Genomic DNA, 19926 nt, shown 5'->3' with positions numbered 1-19926 from the left:
ATCGAGATCGGGAAGCGTGTAGTCCGCCATGATCAGTCCTTTCGTCGAGGTGATGCCTCGACCCTAGGACCTCAAGTGCACTTGAGGGCAATCCTGTCCGTCATCGTTCGTCCCCGGCGGAATCCTCGTCGTCGTGGATGCCGTCCAGGCGTCGAGGACCCACGCCCGTCGAGGCCAGGGCGTCGTCGGGGTTCAGCAGCGCGCACGCCTTCAGCGAGAGGCAGCCGCAGCCGATGCAGCCGGTGAGCTCGTTCTCGAGCCGCTCGATGCTGCGCCGGCGCTCCTCGAGCTGCAGCTTCCACCGACGCGAGGCGCGTTGCCAGTCGGCGTGGGAGGGCGTGCTGTCCATGGGCACGTCCCCGAAGGCATCGTGCACGTCCGAGAGCGGCATCCCCAGGCGCTTGGCAACGGAGATCAGGGAGACCCGGCGCAGCATGTGACGGGCGTAGCGGCGCTGGTTGCCGGAGGTGCGCACCGAGGCGATGAGGTCGAGATCCTCGTAATAGCGCAGGGCGGACTGCGCCACGCCGGTGCGCCGGCTCATCTCGCCGATCGTCAGCAGCTCGTCCGGTTCGTGCGGCACATTCATGGTCACCCCGTCCGCTTGACTTCAAGTGCGCTTGAGATCTTACGGTCCTCTCACACCGACTGGGAAGGACAAGCCTCCGTGACCTATGTGATCGCCCTGCCCTGCGTGGACGTGAAGGATCGTGCCTGCGTGGACGAATGCCCCGTGGACTGCATCTACGAGGGCAACCGGATGCTGTACATCCAACCCGACGAGTGCGTGGACTGCGGCGCCTGCGAACCCGTGTGCCCCGTCGAAGCGATCTTCTACGAGGACGACACCCCGGACCAGTGGGCCGACTACTACAACGCCAACGTCGACTTCTTCGACGACCTCGGGGCTCCCGGCGGCGCCGCGAAGATGGGCGTGATCGACAAGGACCACCCGCTGATCGAGGCCCTGCCCACACAGCCGAACCCCCTCGCCTGACACGCATGTCAGGTTCCGCGCCAACGGGCCCGCAGCGCCATACACTGCGGTCATGTCGATATCTGACACACATGTGAGGGCCCGGCCCACCGGGCAGACAGATCTCCTCGGCCTGCCCGACCCGCCCGCCCCGCCCGAGCTGCTCAGCATCGGTGGACTCGCCGAGCTGACGCGGGTGAGCCCGCGATCCCTGCGGTACTACGAGGAGCAGGGACTCCTCGTCGCCCGCCGCACCGAGGCCGGCCACCGGCGCTACGAGTCCGAGGCCGTGGACCGCGTGCTCCTGGTCCAGCGCCTGTTCGCCGCCGGTCTGTCCAGTGCGGACATCCGGCCCGTCCTGCCCGGCATGATCGATGACGCGCACTGCACCGAGGACCTCGTGACCGAGCTGCGCGAGCACCGCGACCGGCTGCAGCAGGAGGTCGAGCGCCAGCTCGACACGATCGACATCCTCGACGAGGTCATCGAGGAGCACAGCGCGCATGCCGGCTGAGCTGCCGTCGGGCCGCAGGCGCTACACCGCCGGGGACTACTCCCTGACCTTCGGCCTCGCCGCCGTGGCCTGCATCGCGATCCCCGGGATCGGGGACTTCATCGCCACTCCCGTCGCCGTGGCCGCCATCACCCTCGGCCTGGTCGGGATCTGGCGCTGGGACATGGGCCTCGCCCCGACCGTGCTGTCGGCCGCCGTGGGCGCCTCCCTCGGCGCCCTCTCCCTGTTCGCCGTCGTCCTGATGCTCATCGTCACCGCGGAGGCCTGACGTGCCAGACTCCTCGGCATGAGCGACACCATCTCGTGGAGAACCCTTCAGCCCGGCCAGCGTGCCCGGATCCGTGTGTGGGACCGAGCGAGCGGGGAGGTGCGCACCGTCCATGAGTCCGCGCAGCGGCTCTACGAGGCGCCGAACTGGCTGGCCGACGGCCGCCTCCTGATCAACGGCGACGGGAAGCTCTGGTTCCTCGCAGCCGACGGCTCCTCTGAGCCCGATCTCTTCGACGTCCCGGGCCTGCCGCCGGTGAACAACGACCATGTGCTGCTGCGCGACGGCACCGGCGTGTTCGCCTCGGCGAACGACCACCACATCTGGCACGTCCCCTTCGACGGCTCCGAGATCACCCGGGTGACCAGCGAGGACGGGCCCCTGCACTTCCTGCACGGGGTGAGCCCGGACGGCACGGAGCTGGCGTATGTGCGCGTCGTGCCGCAGGGACAGGACCCCTGGACCGCGGCCGCCCTCCATCTGATCGGCGCCGACGGCACGGGGGACCGGGCGCTGACCACCGATGCCGGCCCGGCCGACGGGCCCGCCTGGAGCCCCGACGGGCAGTGGATCCTGTTCAACACCGAGCAGTTCTCGACCGTGCCGGGCCACGCCCAGCTCGCGCGGATCCGCCCGGACGGCAGCGAGCTCGAGAAGCTGACCGCCGATGAGCGTGTGAACTGGTTCCCGCACGTCGCCCCGACCGGGGACGTCGTGGCCTACGTGAGCTTCGAGCCGGGCACGATCGGCCACCCGGAGAACCGCAGCGTCGAGCTGCGGCTCGTGAAGTGGGAGGCCTGGGACCAGCCGACGACGCTCGTCGCCCTCCACGGCGGCCAGGGCACCATGAACGTGCCCAGCTGGGCACCGGACGGCTCGGCCTTCGCCTTCGTCGACTACCCGATCGAGGAGTTCGACGCGCAGTAGGCCCAAAGAAGGACCATCAGCGCACCTTCCCCCGGGGCGGGGAGCGGGTAAGAATGGGCGGACCCCTCTCGAAGGAGGCCTCCCATGGCCAAGTACGTGATGATCAAGCACTACCGCGGAGCGCCGGCCGGGGTGAACGACGTGCCGATGGATCAGTGGTCGAAGAGCGACGTCGCGGACCATATGCAGTACATGGAGGACTTCGCGGACCGGCTGCGGGACAGCGGCGAGTTCGTCGACTCCCTGGCGCTGTCCTCCAAGGGAACGTTCGTGCGGTACGACGGCGAAGGCAGCCCCCCGCTCACCGATTCGGCCGCTCTGGATGCGAAAGACCTGGTCGCAGGCTGGATGATCATCGATGTCGCGAGCCGCGAGCGGGCCGAGGAGCTCGCCGCGGAGCTCTCTGCGGAGCCCGGGAAGGACGGGAAGCCGATCCACGAGTGGCTCGAGCTGCGGCCCGTCCTCAGCTGACCCACGGGGGGAAGCGCGCGATAGCCCTCGGGATCGGCCCCGGTGACCGCTCGATCACCCCTGTGCCATCCTGGTCCCCCGATCAACCAGGAGGCCCGCATGGCACAGCCCACCGTCCCAGAGCCCGTCGCCTCGTTCATCGACGCGGTCAATCAGCACGATGAGCAGGCATTCCTCGATGCCTTCGGCCCCGATGGCGCCGTCGACGACTGGGGGCGCGTCTTCCCCGACCGCGACTCCATCAAGGCGTGGAGCGACAAGGAGTTCCTCGGCGCCGACGGCGTCCTCACCCCCGAGGAGGTCACCGTCAACGGCACCCGCGTGACCGTCATCGGCGACTGGCGCAGCACCCACGCGAACGGACGCAGCTCCTTCGCGTTCGACGTCGACGGCGAGCGCATCGCCCGGATGACGATCCGCGAGGGCTGACCCGCTCCCCGAGGATCCACGTCTCGAGCATCCACGACGTGAGGAGCAGTCCGCCTGCGGCCCCGCGGTGTCGGCGCGCTGGTCAGGCCGCGGGCTCGCCGAGCTCGTCGTCGAGCCGGCGCAGCAGGGACAGCAGCTCGGCCGGGGTTGCGATCGTGTGGTCGGGGACCTCGTCGGGCCCTGCCGGCTCCTTCGGATACCGGTCCGTCCAGGCCATATGGATGCTCATGATCCCCATCCGGTTCGCGCCGGCGATGTCGCGAGCCAGGTTGTTGCCGACCATCACGCAGCGCGCGGCGTCGGCCGGCTCAAGATCCAGGGCCCCCATGGCCGCCTTGAACATGCGGGGGCTGGGTTTCTCGTGCCGGATCGCATCGGAGCAGGTCAGCGTCTCGAACAGGTCGAAGAGCTCGTGCTGGGTCAGCAGGTTCTCGAAGGAGACGTAGCGACCGTCGGCGACGAGGGCGAGGCGGAATCCGGCGGCGACGAGATCCCGGACCATGCGATCGGCCCCCGGGATCACGTCGGCGGAGAGGACCACTCCCGTGTCGTCGTGGACCTGGGTGCCTTCGTCGATGAGGGTGTCGCCGCAGTCCAGCAGCACGATCAGGGATCTCGGGGTCATGCGCTCAGCCTAGTCACCGCCGAAGCCGACCGACGATCGTATCGACGATGACGAAGGCAGCCAGGCTCACGCCCATCAGCGGCAGCATGAGGCCGATGCCCGCGGCGGCGAGCAGCACCAGGGCCGCGCCCCACCACGGGGCCCGACGCAGCGCGCCGCGACGGGGCGGCTTCCCGAATCCGCTCCCGCCCTTGGTGGGCGGGCGCTGCCACCACATCAGGTATCCCCAGATGATCATCGCGACCACGGCCGAGGCGATCACGAACAGGACGATCTGGTTGCCCAGCCCGAACATCGATCCCATGTGCAGGTCGATGCCCCAGCGGGTGAGCTTGGCGGCGAGGTCCGCCTCAGCGAAGTCGGTGCGGTCCACGACCTCCAGGGTGCTGCCGTCGATCGCGATCGCGTCCACCTTCGTGGGATAGCTGCGCTGGATCTCCTCGACCACCCAGGCGGAGCCGGCGTCGGCCGGAGGGCGGATCTCCACGAGTCCCGTGTCGATGTTCGCGGAGCGACCTGCAGCGAGCACACGGTCGATCTGGCCGAGATCGGCCCTGGGCGCGGCAGCGGCTTCGCCGGGACCGGCTGACTCAGCTGCACCTGCCGCAGGTGCGTCGTGATGCGACTCGTGCTCGGCGTGCTCCCCGGCATCCTTGCCCGTCATCCCCTCCATGCCGTCCATGTCGCCCGTGTCCGACGTACCCTCCGCACCGGCGGTCGTCTCCTGCGGCAGCTCGGTGCTGACAGCGGCGGTGGTGAAGCCGAAGGCCTCGCGGATGGTGCCGATGTTCCCTCCCCCGTACTGGGACCAGGTGATCCCGGTGGCCGAGAGGAACAGGGCGCCGAGCAGCACCCACGCCCCGACCGAGGAATGCAGGGAGAGGGTGCGTCGATAGCCCCGTGCCTGCAGATCCGGGAGGAGAAGGTCCCGCGTGCGGCGTGTGCGTCGCGCACGTCGGGCCCTCCGGATCCAGAGTCCGAGACCCGCGAGGGCGATCACGCCGAGCCAGGAGGCGGAGAGCTCGCTGTAGAGGCGGCCCACCTCTCCCAGATGCAGGTTGCGGTGCAGCTGGTCGACCCAGGTGCGCAGCGGCAGGGAGCCGCTGGTGCCGTACACGGTGAGGTCGCCGCGGATCTCCGCGGTCGCCGGGTCCAGCATGATCGCGCGCGACTCGCTCTCGCCGAGGGAGTCATCGGCATACATCACGCGAGTGGTGTCCCCGACCTCCGGGGCGGGTCGGATCGCGGTGACCACCGCTTCCTCGCCGACGTGCGCCTGCGCCGCGGCGACCTGCTCGGCCAGCGGGAGCGGCGGGCCCTCGGACGGTGCCGTGAGCTCCTCGGCGTAGACCAGCTGCTCGAGCTGCGGGGTCAGCGCGTAGAGGGCTCCGCTGGCCGCGGAGATCAGGATGAAGGGGGCGACGAGGATCGCGGCGTAGAAATGCAGCCTGAGAAGCAGCGGGCCGAGCCAACGGTCACGCGGGGCAGCCGGTGTGGCCATGGCGGGTCCTCAGTTCTGGACGAGTCGGGCGAAGACGACGGTGTTGTCGAGGTGGTGCCCGTCGGCGCCGAGATCGCCGCCGCAGGTGATCACCCGGAGTTCCGGGCCGTCGGTGGCTCCGTAGACGTCGAGGGTGGGGAACTGATCCTTGGGGTAGCGGGCGGAGTCGTAAACCTCGAAGGTCGCGGTGGTTCCGTCCGCCCGTTCGACGTCGATCTGGTCGCCGGTGGTGAGTCCGCCGAGTTCGAAGAAGACGGATGGGTCTCCGCCCCAGGTGACGTGTCCTTCGATAACTGCTGGGCCGGTCTCGCCGGGTGTGGGTGATTCTTCGAACCAGGCCGGCTGGTTCGCGCGGTCGCCTCGTGGGGCGAGCAGTTCACCGTTCTCGCCGAGTCCGATCGGGAAGAGCTCCTCGTCGACGCCGATCGAGGGGATCGTCATCGACGTCGGCTCGGACCTCCCCAGAGGTTCCACTGTGGGAGCGGCGTCTCCTGACTCATCGGGTTCCGCGGGCTTCTGCTCTCCGGCCGCCGTACTCGGGATGACAGGGGGCTTCGTACCGCCCCCATCGGAGACATCCGGGGCCTCAGAGGCCTCGGCTCCCTGGGAGCGGAGTTCGGGTTGTGGGGGCTCGCCGACCTGGTTGGTCAGGGACACGATGAGCAGCACAGCGCCGAGGAGCGCGATCACCGCCAGGGCGGCGGCCGTCGTTCGACGGCCTCCGCCCCGGCGGGGTGATCCCTGAGGGGTCATCTCACTTCTGCATCGCGCGCTTGCGCAGTGCGACCGCACCGGCGAACGCGGCGGCGATCAGGCCACCACCGGCGACCATCAGGCCGGCGTCCTCGATGCCGGCAGTGGTGCCGTCACCGGTGTCGGCCCCACCCTCGGGCATGTCGGCCATCTGGCTCATACCGAGCGAACCGCAGGCCGCGGGATCGGTGGCCTCGGACGGCAGCGAGGGGTCCAGGTCGGACATCTGGTCACCGTCATAGGTGCCATTGCCGTTGTGGTCCACACCGTGAAGCACCACGGAACCCTCGCCCTTGGCGAGGCTCGCGGCGACATCGTCGCTGACCTCGAAGGTCCGCTCATAGGTGCCACCCTCACCGACCGGGAAACGATCCACGGCCAGGGCACTGTCGGGGCTGGTATCACCATCGTTGGTCAGGGACACAGCCACCGCGCCATAGGAATCAGCAGCATCGGTAGTACGGATCGCACCCTCGAAACCGGTGCCCTTCATCCCGGGATCGGGGCACTCGTTCTTGCCACCGATATGGATGTGCTGAGCATGGGGAGCACCGGCCAGCAGACCCGCGCTCTCCACCTTCACGGTGACCTCGTTGCCATCGAGCGTGACCCACGCGGAGCCCGAGGCCCCGGAATCGTTGAGCTCGGTGAGGTTGGCTTCCAGGGACGTCGTCTCCGGGCCATCAGCCAGTGCGGCGCCGGATGCTCCGAACATGCCGAGCATGGCCGTGGCCGCGAACAGGGGGAGCACTCGCTTCGTCGTCGTGCGCATCATGACTCCTTCGTGGGCCACCGGACAGCCGTGCGACTGCCGAGGACGGTGACGTGGGGGTGGTTCGGAGCCCGGGGAGGATCGGATTGGACGGATCACAGATCTTTCTGAGATCGGAACGCCGACGGCCGGCCTCACAGGCCGACGACTCCGGCCGACGAGACGGGCCGACGGCATGGCGCGGCAGCATAGCGAGGCGGCGTAGCGCGACGACGAGCCCGAGGGCACCAGGGCCCCCGGGCTCGCAGATCGTGGAAGTTGGTCACGTCGCTGGCGGAGCCCCTCAGGCAGCTGCGAGCAGCGCGACGATCTTCGTGTAGAACTCGGCGGGTTCCCCGGCCAGGGACGCCTTGACCATGGCGCTCCAGTCGTCCACGACCACTTCGATCGAGTCGGTCGTCAGGGCGTCGAGCGCGCGGCGGGGCACCTCGCGGGGATCGATCTTGGGCCCGTCGTACCCGGCCGAGATATCGGTGGCCGCCGCACCCAGATGGACGCCCTGGACCAGGGTTCCCTGCTCGGCGAGCTCGAGGCGCACGCCGTTGGTGAGGTTCCACTGCGCGGCCTTCGCCGCGGCATAGGAGCCGGTTCCGGGAGCGGCGAACCACGACAGCGCCGAGAGGACGTTCACGATCGCCCCTCCGCCGTTCGCGGCGAGGACCGGGGCGAACGCACGGATCATGTCGAGCGTGCCCCAGAAATGCGTATCCATCTCGCGGTGGATCTCCGCGAGCTCACCGGTCAGCAGGCTCGCACCGGTCGAGATGCCGGCGTTGTTGACGAGGAGCGTCGCATCCCGCGCGGTCTGCGCCGCCTCGACCACGGACCCGTGATCGAGGAGGTCGATCCGCAGCGGGACCACACGCGGATCGTCGAACTCGAGCAGCTCCGGCCGACGGGCCGTCGCATAGACGGTCGTGGCCCCTCTCTCGAGCAGCTCGAGGACGAACTGGCGACCGATCCCTCGGTTCGCTCCGGTGACGACAGCGATCTGACCTGCAGCATCCATGACTGTTCCTGCTCTCTTCGTCGACCCTGGCGGCCGCGGCGTTGTCCGCGACCCCGATGCCGAGTACGCTAGAACCTGACGTTGACGTCAAGGTCAAGGTTCTGTCGAGGAACGAGTCCCAGGTCACCCGGAGGCCCTGCATGAGGATCGGCGATGTGGCGCGAGGCGCCGGGGTCAGCACCCGCGCACTGCGGTATTACGAGGAGCAGAGCCTGCTGAGCTCGGAGCGCAGCCCAGGTGGCCAGCGCACCTATCCGGAGTCCGCCGTCGAGCGCGTGCGGCTGATCCAGCAGTTCTTCGCCGCCGGCCTGCCCAGCCGCACGGTCTCGCAGCTGCTTCCCTGCGTGGACACCGGGCACGGCTCGCCGGAGGTCTTCGAGCTCCTGGCCGCGGAGCGTCGGCGGATCACGGAGGCGATGGACGATCTGGCTGCGGCGCGCGATGCCCTGGACCGGGTGGTCGAGATGGCTCATCAGCCCACCCCGGAGCACTGCCCGGGCCTGCGTGAGCCGGCCTGGTCGCCCTGGACCGGCGGCGGCGCCCGCGCCGACGAGGAGCTCGATCGCGTCGCGCCCTCCTGACCCGCGCCTCCTGGGGCATCGACCAAGGACATCGCTCGAGGACAGCACAGAGGCCCTCCCCCGATTCGGGGAAGGGCCTCTGACCTGCTGTTCGTGGAGACTAGGGGGGTCGAACCCCTGACCTGAAGCTTGCAAAGCTACCGCTCTACCAACTGAGCTAAGTCCCCGTATCCATCTGTGTCGATCGTACCTTCCGGCAGATCAGGCGGACGTGTCCTGCTGGGAGGAGACCTTCTCGGCCTCGGTCCAGAGATCGTTGCGAAGACGATCAGACTCGATCTTTCGCCAGGTGAGGAGACCGGCCGCGGACGTGCCGATCAGGACTGCTGCAACCTTGATGAACGTCTTCATCGTGTCCTCCGATCCTCGAAGTGGGCCTAACTGGACTTGAACCAGTGACCTCTGTCTTATCAGGACAGCGCTCTAACCGACTGAGCTATAGGCCCGTAGGGGCTGATTTCGACGCCTGCTTCCGACGTCAACCACCGACGGACAACATTACAGCCCCCTCCCCATCCCGTCCAACCGGCCTGGGCGGTTGTACGGGAGGTCACAACAAGTTGTCCGGGTCCGTTCCAATCCACCGGCCAGCCGGCTCCGAACTCTGTGCATGACGCCGCTGCGGCGTCAGCACCGGATCACCAAGGAGATTGCCATGAAGACTCGATCGATGCTTCCCAAGCTCGGAGCCCTCGCTGCCACCGTCGTCCTGATGAGCGCCTGCTCCGGCGGCATGGGAGATGACGCCGGCACGGACGAGGGCGGCCAGCCCGCGGCCGAGCAGACTCAGGCCTCCGACGGCGGTGGCTCGATGGCCTCCGACGGCGGCATGGACATGGATCCCGCAGCGAACCTCGTCGGCGCCGGCTGCGCGGACTACGCCGCAATGGTGCCCGATGGCGACGGCTCGGTCGAGGGCATGGCCCAGGACCCGCTGAGCGTCGCCGCCTCCAACAACCCCCTTCTCACCACCCTCACCTCGGCGGTCTCCGGCGAGCTGAACCCCGACGTCAACCTCGTCGACACCCTGGACGGCGACCAGTTCACGGTCTTCGCGCCCGTCGACGACGCCTTCGGCGCCATCCCCGAGGCCGATCTGACCGCGCTCGCGGGCGATGCGGACAGCCTGTCCACCGTGCTGACCTACCACGTCGTCCCCGGTCAGATCGCGCCCGACGAGATCGCCGGCACCCACACCACTGTGGAGGGCGAGGATCTCGAGGTCACCGGGAGCGGTGATGACCTCATGGTCAACGGCTCGACCGTGATCTGCGGCGGCGTCCAGACCCAGAACGCGACCGTCTACCTGGTCGATACCGTTCTGATGCCGCCGTCGATGGCGGACGCCAGCTGAACCGCGCACACTGGACGGACATGGTGAGCGGGCGGGGAACGATAGTCGATCGCCCCGCCCGCTCGCACCGTCCTGCAAGGAGCTGTGAATGGCGCACGATCCTCCCCCATCGCACGATCCGCCCCGGTCAGCAGTGCAGCCGCTGACGGATCCGCGAGGGGGCGTACCGGACGATTCCGCCGCATCCGCTCTCGCGGAGCTGCTGCATCGCGTGGGACAGGGGCAAGAGGATGCCTTCTCTGATCTCTACGACCGCACCTCGTCCCTGTTGTTCTCCCTGGTCAAGAGAGTGGTCAGAGACGTATCCATCAGCGAGGAAGTGTTGCAGGAGGTGTTCGTGGAGATCTGGAAGCAAGCTCCCCGGTTCGATGCCCGTCGCGGCTCTGCCCACGGGTGGATATGCACCATCGCCCACCGTCGCGCCGTCGACACCGTCCGTTCCGTCGACGCCTCCCGGCGACGTGACTCCGCAGAGGGGCTGCGAGCTCTCGACGAGAAGGTCGTTGACGTGCAGGAGGAGGGGATCATGAGGGTGGAGTCGCAGCGCGTCGCCACGGCGATGAAAGCCCTGACCCCGTTGCAGTCCGATGCGATCCGCCTCGCCTACTTCTCCGGCTGCAGCCACAGCGAGGTCGCGAAGCTCCTCGACATCCCGCTGGGAACGGCCAAGACCCGAATACGGGACGGAATGATCGTCCTCCGAGACAGTCTGGGGGTGACCTCGTGAACGAGCAGAAACGTGACATGACCGGCGCCTGGGCCCTGAACGCCCTGGACGCCGACGAGCGCGCCCTGATCGAGGATTTCCTCGCCCAGGATCCCGAGGCAGCGTCCGAGGCGCACTCCTTCGAGGAGACCGCCGGCGAGCTCGCCCGCGGGCTCGAGCCGGAGGCCCCCCGCCCTGAGCTGAAGTCCTCGCTGATGACGCGGATCGCCCAGACACCACAGCTGTCCACGGTGGACCAGGACTCCTCCGCGGAGGACCAGTCGGCGCCGCGCGCGGCGACCCATCGCCGGGCCGACGTGCCGCCCGCCGATGCGGAGACCGAGACCGCAGCGACATCCCGCAACACGACCGGGCCCGAGAGCGACGCCGGATCAGATGCGGCGGATGCGGGCCGTGACGCCACCGTGATCCCCCTGGATCGCTACCGATCGAGCGTGCGGCGCTCGCGCTGGCTGGCTGTCGCCGCCGCAGCACTGATGGTCACAACGGTCGCAGGCGTCGGACTGTGGAGCTCGGAACGAGCCGCCGAGGACGATGCCCGAGCGACCATCGAGGCCCTGGAATCGGAGCAGGCCGGCTCGGAGGAGGAGCAGGAGATGATCTCCGCGCTCATGACCGCCGACGACACCTCCCAGCTCACTGTGCCCTCCACCCACGGCGGGGACCTGCATGTCATGTACTCACGGGACCAGCAGGCCATGATCGTCCAGGCCGCCGGCCTCCCGGAGCTGCCGAGCGACAGCACGTACCAGCTCTGGATCGTGGACGGCACCGCGAAGGACGCGGGCTTGATCTCCGAGCCGGACCAGATCGTGATGGCACGAGAAGAGATGTCCCCGACGGCCCAGATCGGTCTCAGCATCGAACCGGCCGGCGGCTCCGAGGAACCCACCGACGTGATCGCGATCAAGGAGCTGTAATGAACACATCCACCGACCGCCAGGAGCCCTCCGCCCGCGGCCCCCGCGCTGCACGGCCGAAGGTCCCCTGGTGGTCGGTGCTCGCCGGCGTGATCGGCGGGATCGTGCTGCTGGCCGTCGCGGAGCTGGCCTCCTTGGCCTTCAGCTCCTCCTCGGCGCCGTTCGTGGCCGTCGGCGGAGGGTTCATCGACATCATCCCGCCCTGGGTGAAGGATCTGGCCATCGGCCTGTTCGGCACCAAGGACAAACTGGTCCTGTTCGCCTCGATGGTCGTGGTGTACCTCGTGCTCACCGCGCTGAACGGCGCCCTCGGATCGCGTCGGCCCCGCACCGCCGCCCTCGTGCTGGCGGGACTCGGCCTCTTCGCCACGATCATCGTGCTGACCCGGGCGCAGAACTCCGTGCCCGACGCGATCCCGACCGTGCTCGGAACCGTCGTCGCGGTCCCGACGCTGCTGCTCCTGCTGCGCGCCGTGCGCGCTCCCTCCGCAGGTGCGAGGGCCGAGGTCGTACCGGGGAACGCGGCGGGCTGGTCCCGACGGCGATCCCTGGTGGGCGTCGGGGCGGTCGGCATCCTCGCCGTCATCGTCGCGGCGGGGGCTCGAGGCGTCAACGCGAGCCGCGAGATCGCGAGCAAGGCCGCCGGGTTCGTTCTGCCCACGCCGCGCACCCGCGCCGAGGAGATCCCCGCCGACGCCCAGGTGGATCTCGAGGGCATGCCCGCGTACCTCACGCCGAACGACGACTTCTACCGGATCGACACGGCCCTCGCCGTGCCGCGCGTCGACCCCACGACCTGGGAGCTGCGGATCCACGGGCTGGTCGACCGCGAGCTCACGCTGACGTTCGAACAGCTGCTCGCCGAGCCGATGATCGAGAAGCACGTGACGCTGACCTGCGTCTCCAACACCGTCGGCGGCGATCTCGCCGGGAACGCGACATGGCTCGGCGTGCCCGTGCGCACGCTGCTGGAGCGCGTGGGCGTCAAGGACGGGGCCGACATGGTGCTCTCCCGCTCCATCGACGGCTTCACCGCCTCCACGCCGATCGAGGCCCTGACCGACGACCGCGACTCGCTGATCGCCGTGGGGATGAACGGCGAGCCGCTGCCCCAGGACCACGGGTATCCGGTGCGGATGGTCGTCCCCGGCCTGTACGGGTACGTCTCGGCCACGAAATGGCTCACCGAGCTGACCGTGACCCGTTTCGCCGACGAGACCGCCTATTGGACGGATCGCGGCTGGTCCGAGCGCGGCCCCATCAAGATCGCCTCCCGCGTGGACGTGCCGCGCTCCTTCGGGAAGCTCTCCCCGGATGCCGACGGCGCCGTGATGCTCGGCGGCACGGCCTGGGCGCAGCAGCGCGGGATCTCCGCCGTCGAGGTGCGGATCGACGACGGCGACTGGCGCGAGGCGGAGCTGGGGGCGGAGGTCAGCGCGGACACCTGGGTCCAGTGGTCACTGCAGTGGGAGGACGCCACTGCGGGCGATCACAGCGTCTCGGTGCGGGCCACCGGCGGCGATGGTGAGCAGCAGACCGAGGAGCGGGCGAATCCGGTGCCGAACGGTGCGAGCGGTTGGCACACGATCGAGTTCACCGTCGAATGAGGCGGAGGAACGGTCGGCGCGCGGTCAGGGAGCCGTGATCGCGTCGTGGGCCGCCAGGGCCTCCTCTCGGGAAGCGCGCAGATCGACAACGGGTGCTGCTCGGTCGTCGGTCCCGATCTCGGGAACCCACCGACGCACATAGCGGCCCTCGCCGTCGAACCGGCTCTGCTGCCGATCGGGGTTGAACACCCGGAAGTACGGGGCGGCGTCATCGCCCGTGCCGGCCACCCACTGCCAGTTGAACGGGTTGGAGGCCTCGTCGGCATCGACCAGGGTGTCCCAGAACCACTCCTCCCCGCGACGCCAGTGCACGCGCAGGTTCTTGGTGAGGAACGACGCGACGACCAGGCGCACCCGGTTGTGCATCCACCCGGTCACCCAGAGCTCCCGCATCCCGGCATCGACCAGGTCGATGCCTGTGCTGCCCTGCTGCCAGGCGCGAAGGCCCTCCTCGTCGTCACGCCAGTCGAAGGCGTCGAACCGGGGTCGCACGTTGCGAGTCGCGAGATCGGGCAGGTGGTAGAGGCGGTGCCACGCGAACTCCCGCCACAGCAGCTCCGAGCGGAACGTCTCCGGGCCCGTCGCGCGGCCCGACGTCAGGCTGCGGTGCCAGACCTCGTGCGGGGACACCTCCCCGTAGCGCAGGTGCGGGGACAGTCCCGACGTCCCGTCGACGCCGGGACGATCCCGATCCTCCGCATACTGGTCGAGCACGTTCTCGAGGGCATCCAGGCGTGCCCGGGCACCCGTCTCCCCCGGGGTCCAGGCCTCCCGCAGCCCACCGGCCCAGTCCGGCGCCGTCGGGAGCCATCCGCGGCCATCCAGTCCCCGGGCGAACTCGACCTCGTCGAGCCAGTGGTTGCTGTTCCGAGGTCCGGTGAGTTCAGGTCCACGCAGCCGCGGCGGCGGCCCCTCGGGGAGGCGGGGCTCTGCGGTCTCGCGGCAGGCCCGTGCGAAGGGTGAATAGACCTTGTAGGGGTCTCCCGACTGCGTGGAGATCGTCCACGGCTCGTGGAGCAGATAGCCGTCGACGCTCTCGGCCCTCAGTCCGCTCTCGCGCAGGCTCGCCTTCAGGCGGGCATCCACCGCGCGACGGGGCTCGTGATAGCGACGGGTCCAGACCACGGCCTGGGCCGCAGTCTCCTCCACGAGCTGGGGGATGAGCTGCTCTGGGTCGCCGCTGAGCAGGACCAGCGGCACCCCGTGCTCGCGCAGCCGAGCTCCGAGCTCGGTCAGCGAATGGTGAAGCCACCACAGCGAGGCGGCGCCGGGTGGACGCACCCCGGCGAGCTGCTCGTCCACGTGCACGGCCACCACCTCGCCGTCGGCCGCCGCGGCCCGCAGGGCCGGGTTGTCGTGGATCCGCAGATCGTCCCGCACCCACCAGATCGACGTCGTCATGCTGGCCCTTCCCTCGCACGAGTGACTGATCTATATAGCTTAGCTACATATATTCGCACGAGGGCACCACGGTCCCCCGGAGAGCCCGTCCTCAGCGAAGCCCGTCCTCGGCCACCAGGCCGTGCTCTCGGACCAGGGCGTTCAGCGCGTCCGGCGCCGCAGCCAGGCGGGCGCACACCTCGGCGGCGTTCCCGATCAGCAGCTCGGCCCCGGTGAGCGCTACCAGCTCGTCGAACATCTCCTGCTGACGGTGGCGCAGCGGGATGGCCCGCTCGTGGGCGACGACTCCCCAGCTGGAGGCGTACACGTCGTAGCGGGCGGGGGTCTCGCCGGTGGCGAGGGTGAGCGGGAACCGCGAGGCGTCCAGACGCACCCGCTCGTAGTTCGGTTCGGTCTCGTCGACCACCGCGAGCTGGGCGTCGTCGAACCACGTGGCCACGAGCTCCATCCGCTCGCCGTCGGCCCGGTACGGGGCGGCGGGGATGTACCCGCGCGCGGACGTGTGGGCGCAGTGCCCGACGGCCAGACCGTGCACCGTGCAGCGCACGAACGGGGTGGCGATCTGCAGGTCACGGCCGGAGCGGGCGTACTTGCGAGCGATCGTCTCCGGAGTCTGGTTCGAGCCGACGGCCACCACCAGGGTGCGTTCGGCGAGCGGCGCGGCACCCTCGGCGGCGAGGGCCTGATCGATCGCGGCGACGTCCACGAGAGCACAGTCCCGGGCCCCGGTCGATGCCTCGGTCGGGGCGTAGTCGGCTCCTTCCGGGTCCAGATCCACGATCCCGCTGCCCAGCAGGAGCGCCGAGCGCACGGCGGGGCCGGTCCAGGGATAGTCCTCCGGGGCGTCGGGGAGCGTGGGGGCGGAGGTCGTCGAGGAGGACATCCTCCGACCCTAGCGAGATGACGCGCTCATCCCGAGGATCCCGTGGTCTGTTGCACGCTCGCCCCTCGCCCGAGTGCGACGCCCTCGCCCGAGTGCGACCAAGGCGTTGTGCTGACGGCCTGAGAACAGCGCCTGGGTCGCACTGGATGCGCGGGCGGTCTCTAGGGTGGGGGCATGAGCGAACAGCGAGCGGTCGATGCCCTGACGGCCTCCGGGCTGGAGTACGAGATCACCCGTCACGGGAGGGTCGGCTCCCTCGCGGAGGCGGCCGCCGCCCGGGGCGTCGAGCCGCGGGACATCATCAAGACCCTCGTGGTGCGACGCGCCGAGGGCCAGTACCTCTTCGTGCTGGTCCCGGGCGATCGGGAGATCTCCTGGCCCAAGCTGCGCTCCTTCCTCGGCGTGAACCGCCTGTCCATGCCGGACAAGGACGTCGCGCAGCAGGCCACCGGGTACGAGCGCGGCACCATCACCCCCTTCGGCTCCACCACCGCCTGGCCCGTCGTCGCCGACCTCGACCTCAGCGGTGACCCCGAGCGACGGATCTCCCTGGGCTCCGGTGCCCACGGCGTCGCCGCGACCGTCAACGCCGAAGCAGCCCTCTCCCGCCTGCACGCCCAGATCGCCGACGTCACCGACCTGCAGACCACCTGACCTCGACTCCTCGCCAGGAGGCCACCATCCGCCCCGGACCGGCCCGGCCCGGAGAGGAAAATACGCGCCCAGGACGCAGAACGGGCGGGCACCTGGTGAGGGTGCCCGCCCGGTGCCCGGCGAGGTGGTGCGCCTGGTCGGCGCACGGGATCACTCGTCGGTGAAGGTCAGCTTCAATCCGCCCAGCAGCGCCGCCACCAGGTTGTAGAGGAAGGCCAGCAGGGTGCCGAGCGCGGTGATGATCACGACGTTCACCACAGCGACGATCGTGCCGTAGCTGACCATCTTGGAGAACTGGAAGAACTCCATGAAGGGCAGCGGGCTGCCGCCGTTGAGGTCGCGTCCCAGCTGGTCGACCTTGTCCCACAGGCCGATCGCGTCGACGAGGTTCCAGGTCAGGATCACGGCCACGACGGTCGCGATACCGAGCGCGATCGCCACCAGGAAGGACAGCTTCATCACCGAGAACGGGTCCAGCCGCGCCAGCGTGAGGCGCACGCGGCGGGGGCCGCGCTTGTCGTTCTCCGGCGCGGCCGCCGAGGTCGTCGTCTTCTTCGGGCTGCGGCTGGCGCCCTTGGACGCGGTCCCCTTGCCGGAACCGATCGACTGCTCCGAGGTGGTCTTCGCGCCGCCCTCAGCGCCGTCCTGGAAGGCCGGGAGCTTGGTGGTCGCCTCCGGAGACGTCGTGGTGCCGCTCGCGGACCTCGAGTCACTCGTGCTCACGGATCACTCCTCGATCTGGTCGTCGTCGCCGGCCGGCGACTTCTCGGACTCGTCAGAGCCTAGATCATCGGACGGGGCCTGGTCCTGCTCCGACTCTCCATCGGACGAGATCTCCACAGCATCCCCATCCGCGGCATCCACGGCCTCACCCACGCCATCACCCTCGGCGTCGGCGAGAACGGGCGCCTCGGCGCCCTCGATCTCCTCCTCGTCGATCTCGGATTCGGGGCTGGTCGTGACCAGCAGGATCCGATCGCCCTTGTCGGGCTTGGCGAAGACGACGCCCATCGTGGTGCGACCCTTGGGCGGCACCTCGGCGACGCGCGAGCGGACCACACGGCCCTTCTCCATCACCACGAGCAGCTCGTCGGACTCGTCGACGGCGGCGGCGCCCACCAGGTGACCGCGGTCGTCAGGGAGCTTCGCGACCCGGATACCCAGGCCGCCACGACCCTGCACGCGGTACTCGTCCAGACTCGTGCGCTTGGCGTAGCCGCCATCGGTCACGGTCATCACGAACTGATCGGGGCGCAGCACATCCATCGCCAGCAGCTCGTCATCGTGACGGAACTTCATGCCCGTGACACCGCTGGTCGCACGGCCCGTCGGCCGCAGCACGTCGTCGGCCGCCGGGAACCGCACGGACTGGCCGTTGCGGGAGACCAGGATCAGGTGGTCGTCGGCGTTGACCGCACGGGCCGCGATCACGCGGTCCGGCTGCGTGCCGTCGATCCCGTCGATGTCGCGCAGGTTGATCGCGATGATGCCGCCGCTGCGGTTGGAGTCGAAGGCCGTCAGGGCCGTCTTCTTCACCAGGCCGGAGGCCGTCGCGAGCACCAGGTACTGGGTGTCCTCGTAGGTGTCGATCGCGAGCACGGAGGCGATGCTCTCCTCCGGCTGGAACGCCATCAGGTTCGCGACGTGCTGGCCCTTGGCGTCGCGCGCCGCCTCAGGCAGCTCGTAGCCTTTGGCGCGATAGACGCGGCCCTGGTTGGTGAAGAACAGCAGCCAGCGGTGCGTCGTGGTGGTGAAGAAGTGCTCGACGACGTCGTCCGCGCGCAGCGAGGCGCCGCGCACTCCCTTGCCGCCGCGCTTCTGGGCGCGGTACTGGTCCTCGCGGGTGCGCTTTACGTAGCCGCCGCGGGTGATGGTGACGACCACGTCCTCCTCGGGGATCAGGTCCTCCATGGACATGTCGCCGTCGAAGGGCAGGATCTCGGTGCGGCGGTCGTCGCCGTACTTGTCGACGATCTCCTGCAGCTCCTCGGAGACGATCTCGCGCTGGCGCTCCGGCGAGGCCAGGATCGCGGTGTACTCCTCGATGAGGGCCTGCAGGCGGTTGTGCTCATCGGTGATCTTCTGACGCTCCAGGGCGGCCAGACGGCGCAGCTGCATGGCGAGGATCGCATTGGCCTGGATCTCGTCGATCTCGAGCATGTTCATCAGCCCCACGCGCGCCTCATCGGCGTCCGGGGAACGACGGATCAGGGCGATGACCTCGTCGAGCGCGTCGAGCGCCTTGAGGTAGCCGCGGTAGATGTGGATCTGCTCCTCGGCCTTGCGCAGGCGGTACCGGGTACGACGCACGATGACGTCGATCTGGTGCTTGGTCCACTCGCGCACGAAGGAGTCGATCGACAGGGTGCGCGGCACCCCGTTCGCGAGCGCCAGCATGTTCGCGGAGAAGTTCTCCTGCAGCTGGGTGTGCTTGAAGAGGTTGTTCAGCACGACCTTCGCGACGGCGTCGCGCTTGAGCGTGATGACCAGGCGCTGGCCGGTGCGGCCGGAGGTCTCGTCGGTGATGTCGGCGATGCCCTGGATCTTCCCGAGCTTGACCATCTCGGCGATCTTGCGCGCGAGGTTGTCCGGGTTGACCTGGTACGGCAGCTCGGTGACCACGAGGGACATGCGCCCGTTGATCTCCTCGGTGGAGACCACGGCACGCTGGGAGATGGAGCCGCGACCGGTACGGTACGCCTCTTCGATGCCCTTGGTGCCGGCGATGGTCGCGCCGCTGGGGAAGTCGGGACCCTTGATGTAGCGCAGGCATGCGTCCAGCAGCTCGGGCTTCGTGGCCTCGTGGTTCTTCAGCAGCCACTGGACGGCGTCGGCGACCTCGCGCAGGTTGTGCGGCGGGATGTTCGTCGCCATGCCCACGGCGATGCCGGAGGAGCCGTTGACCAGCAGGTTCGGGAAACGGGCGGGCAGCACGACGGGCTCGTCGACGGTGTTGTCGTAGTTGCCCTGCATATCGACCGTCTCCTGGTCGATGTCGCGCACGAGCTCGAGGGCCAGGGGGGCCATCTTGCACTCGGTGTATCGCGGAGCGGCCGCGCCGTCGTCGCCCGGGGAGCCGAAGTTCCCCTGGCCCAGGATCAGCGGGTAGCGCATCGCCCAGGGCTGCACGAGGCGCACCATGGCGTCGTAGATCGCGCTGTCGCCGTGGGGGTGGTAGTTGCCCATGACCTCGCCGACGACCTTCGCGCACTTCGAGAAGGAGCGGTCGGGGCGGTAGCCGCCGTCGTACATCGCGTAGACGATCCGACGGTGCACGGGCTTGAGGCCGTCGCGCACGTCGGGCAGCGCGCGCGAGACGATCACGCTCATCGCGTAGTCGAGGTAGGAGCGCTGCATCTCCTGGTTGAGGTCGACCTGGGTGATGCGGTCGATCTCGTGCTCGTCGAGCGGGTCGACGAGGGTGACGGTGCGGTCGGTCGCCTCGGAGGTGGAGACCTCATGGGCGCCCTCGGGGGTGGCCTGACCGGCCATCCCCGCAGGCAGCTCGGGGTTCTCGTCGGGGTTCGTGGGGTCCTGCGGGGTGTCGCTCATGA

Annotated in this window: 23 protein-coding genes and 2 tRNA genes; 12 read left to right on the top strand and 13 right to left on the bottom strand. The window is 69.2% G+C overall.

What is annotated here, in order from left to right; genetic code table 11:
* Positions 1-100: 100 nt before the first annotated feature.
* Positions 101-589 carry a redox-sensitive transcriptional activator SoxR gene (gene soxR / locus ACT3T5_RS15815; protein ID WP_193117673.1) on the bottom strand — a complete coding sequence of 163 codons (489 nt, stop codon included), beginning with the start codon at positions 587-589 and terminating at the stop codon, positions 101-103.
* A 78-nt stretch (positions 590-667) separates the two neighbouring features.
* Here soxR and fdxA point away from each other — a divergent pair, with 78 nt between their 5' ends.
* From fdxA to ACT3T5_RS15785, 6 genes are all read left to right on the top strand, one after another.
* A complete protein-coding gene (gene fdxA, locus ACT3T5_RS15810; RefSeq protein ID WP_441448142.1) occupies positions 668-997 on the top strand; it encodes a ferredoxin in 330 nt (109 codons plus the stop codon).
* 52 nt (positions 998-1049) lie between these two features.
* Positions 1050-1490 (top strand): MerR family transcriptional regulator, encoded by a 441-nt coding sequence (locus tag ACT3T5_RS15805; RefSeq protein WP_444594854.1) that lies wholly within the window; start codon positions 1050-1052, stop codon positions 1488-1490.
* The gene (locus ACT3T5_RS15800; protein ID WP_193117675.1) at positions 1480-1758 is read left to right on the top strand and encodes a hypothetical protein; all 279 of its coding nucleotides are present in this window, start codon (positions 1480-1482) and stop codon (positions 1756-1758) included. Before ACT3T5_RS15805 ends, ACT3T5_RS15800 begins: the two co-directional genes overlap by 11 nt.
* Before the next feature lie 18 nt (positions 1759-1776).
* Positions 1777-2685, top strand: coding sequence for a TolB family protein (locus ACT3T5_RS15795; RefSeq protein ID WP_193117676.1), 909 nt, complete (start codon positions 1777-1779; stop codon positions 2683-2685).
* Positions 2686-2769: 84 nt separating this feature from the next.
* Positions 2770-3156: a YciI family protein gene (locus tag ACT3T5_RS15790; protein ID WP_443345595.1), complete on the top strand. Its 387-nt coding sequence runs from the start codon at positions 2770-2772 to the stop codon at positions 3154-3156.
* A gap of 99 nt (positions 3157-3255) precedes the next feature.
* Positions 3256-3585: a nuclear transport factor 2 family protein gene (locus ACT3T5_RS15785; protein WP_443345593.1), complete on the top strand. Its 330-nt coding sequence runs from the start codon at positions 3256-3258 to the stop codon at positions 3583-3585.
* Positions 3586-3667: 82 nt separating this feature from the next.
* Here the strand turns inward: ACT3T5_RS15785 and ACT3T5_RS15780 are convergent, their stop codons facing one another.
* From ACT3T5_RS15780 to ACT3T5_RS15760, 5 genes are all read right to left on the bottom strand, one after another.
* Positions 3668-4210 (bottom strand): HAD family hydrolase, encoded by a 543-nt coding sequence (locus ACT3T5_RS15780; protein ID WP_443345592.1) that lies wholly within the window; start codon positions 4208-4210, stop codon positions 3668-3670.
* Between the two features lie 13 nt (positions 4211-4223).
* Positions 4224-5711, bottom strand: a complete 1488-nt coding sequence (locus ACT3T5_RS15775) for a PepSY-associated TM helix domain-containing protein (protein WP_444594853.1) — start codon at positions 5709-5711, stop codon at positions 4224-4226.
* Between the two features lie 9 nt (positions 5712-5720).
* Positions 5721-6152: a class F sortase gene (locus ACT3T5_RS15770; RefSeq protein ID WP_443345590.1), complete on the bottom strand. Its 432-nt coding sequence runs from the start codon at positions 6150-6152 to the stop codon at positions 5721-5723.
* Positions 6153-6465: 313 nt separating this feature from the next.
* On the bottom strand, positions 6466-7239 hold the full coding sequence (locus tag ACT3T5_RS15765; protein WP_444579444.1) for a CHRD domain-containing protein: 774 nt from the start codon (positions 7237-7239) through the stop codon (positions 6466-6468).
* A gap of 280 nt (positions 7240-7519) precedes the next feature.
* Positions 7520-8245, bottom strand: a complete 726-nt coding sequence (locus tag ACT3T5_RS15760) for an SDR family oxidoreductase (protein ID WP_443345586.1) — start codon at positions 8243-8245, stop codon at positions 7520-7522.
* A 140-nt stretch (positions 8246-8385) separates the two neighbouring features.
* On the opposite strand from ACT3T5_RS15760, the gene ACT3T5_RS15755 reads away from it, so the two are divergent.
* Entirely contained in the window at positions 8386-8826 is a 441-nt protein-coding gene (locus ACT3T5_RS15755; RefSeq protein WP_443345584.1) for a MerR family transcriptional regulator, read from the top strand.
* A 94-nt stretch (positions 8827-8920) separates the two neighbouring features.
* On the opposite strand, the gene ACT3T5_RS15750 is transcribed toward ACT3T5_RS15755, so the two are convergent.
* The 3 genes from ACT3T5_RS15750 to ACT3T5_RS15740 form a co-directional block, all read right to left on the bottom strand.
* A tRNA-Ala gene (locus tag ACT3T5_RS15750) sits at positions 8921-8993 on the bottom strand.
* Positions 8994-9027: 34 nt separating this feature from the next.
* Entirely contained in the window at positions 9028-9177 is a 150-nt protein-coding gene (locus ACT3T5_RS15745) for a DLW-39 family protein (protein WP_193117682.1), read from the bottom strand.
* 21 nt (positions 9178-9198) lie between these two features.
* Positions 9199-9272: transfer RNA gene (locus tag ACT3T5_RS15740), tRNA-Ile, on the bottom strand.
* Between the two features lie 209 nt (positions 9273-9481).
* On the opposite strand from ACT3T5_RS15740, the gene ACT3T5_RS15735 reads away from it, so the two are divergent.
* The 4 genes from ACT3T5_RS15735 to ACT3T5_RS15720 all read left to right on the top strand — a co-directional run bounded on the left by ACT3T5_RS15735 (position 9482) and on the right by ACT3T5_RS15720 (position 13434).
* Positions 9482-10180, top strand: a complete 699-nt coding sequence (locus ACT3T5_RS15735) for a fasciclin domain-containing protein (RefSeq protein ID WP_444594852.1) — start codon at positions 9482-9484, stop codon at positions 10178-10180.
* 133 nt (positions 10181-10313) lie between these two features.
* Positions 10314-10907, top strand: a complete 594-nt coding sequence (gene sigK, locus ACT3T5_RS15730; RefSeq protein WP_444594856.1) for an ECF RNA polymerase sigma factor SigK — start codon at positions 10314-10316, stop codon at positions 10905-10907.
* The gene (locus tag ACT3T5_RS15725; RefSeq protein ID WP_444594851.1) at positions 10904-11827 is read left to right on the top strand and encodes an anti-sigma factor domain-containing protein; all 924 of its coding nucleotides are present in this window, start codon (positions 10904-10906) and stop codon (positions 11825-11827) included. Before sigK ends, ACT3T5_RS15725 begins: the two co-directional genes overlap by 4 nt.
* A complete protein-coding gene (locus ACT3T5_RS15720) occupies positions 11827-13434 on the top strand; it encodes a molybdopterin-dependent oxidoreductase (RefSeq protein WP_444594850.1) in 1608 nt (535 codons plus the stop codon). Before ACT3T5_RS15725 ends, ACT3T5_RS15720 begins: the two co-directional genes overlap by 1 nt.
* 24 nt (positions 13435-13458) lie before the next feature.
* Here the strand turns inward: ACT3T5_RS15720 and ACT3T5_RS15715 are convergent, their stop codons facing one another.
* Positions 13459-14835, bottom strand: a complete 1377-nt coding sequence (locus tag ACT3T5_RS15715) for a cryptochrome/photolyase family protein (RefSeq protein WP_444594849.1) — start codon at positions 14833-14835, stop codon at positions 13459-13461.
* 91 nt (positions 14836-14926) lie between these two features.
* On the bottom strand, positions 14927-15718 hold the full coding sequence (locus ACT3T5_RS15710; RefSeq protein WP_444594848.1) for a hypothetical protein: 792 nt from the start codon (positions 15716-15718) through the stop codon (positions 14927-14929).
* A 174-nt stretch (positions 15719-15892) separates the two neighbouring features.
* On the opposite strand from ACT3T5_RS15710, the gene ACT3T5_RS15705 reads away from it, so the two are divergent.
* Positions 15893-16372, top strand: coding sequence for an aminoacyl-tRNA deacylase (locus ACT3T5_RS15705; protein WP_444594847.1), 480 nt, complete (start codon positions 15893-15895; stop codon positions 16370-16372).
* A gap of 150 nt (positions 16373-16522) precedes the next feature.
* Here ACT3T5_RS15705 and ACT3T5_RS15700 read toward each other — a convergent pair whose 3' ends face one another.
* Positions 16523-17095, bottom strand: coding sequence for a DUF3566 domain-containing protein (locus ACT3T5_RS15700; RefSeq protein ID WP_444594846.1), 573 nt, complete (start codon positions 17093-17095; stop codon positions 16523-16525).
* Between the two features lie 3 nt (positions 17096-17098).
* Entirely contained in the window at positions 17099-19924 is a 2826-nt protein-coding gene (gyrA, locus tag ACT3T5_RS15695; RefSeq protein WP_444594845.1) for a DNA gyrase subunit A, read from the bottom strand.
* Between the last annotated feature and the right edge of the window lie 2 nt (positions 19925-19926).

This window comes from Brachybacterium sp. AOP3-A1-3, assembly GCF_052378285.1.
In the GTDB taxonomy this organism is placed as follows: Bacteria; Actinomycetota; Actinomycetes; order Actinomycetales; family Dermabacteraceae; genus Brachybacterium.
The sequence above is the reverse complement of the archived record's forward strand: the minus strand, read 5'-3'. Positions and strand labels throughout refer to the sequence as shown.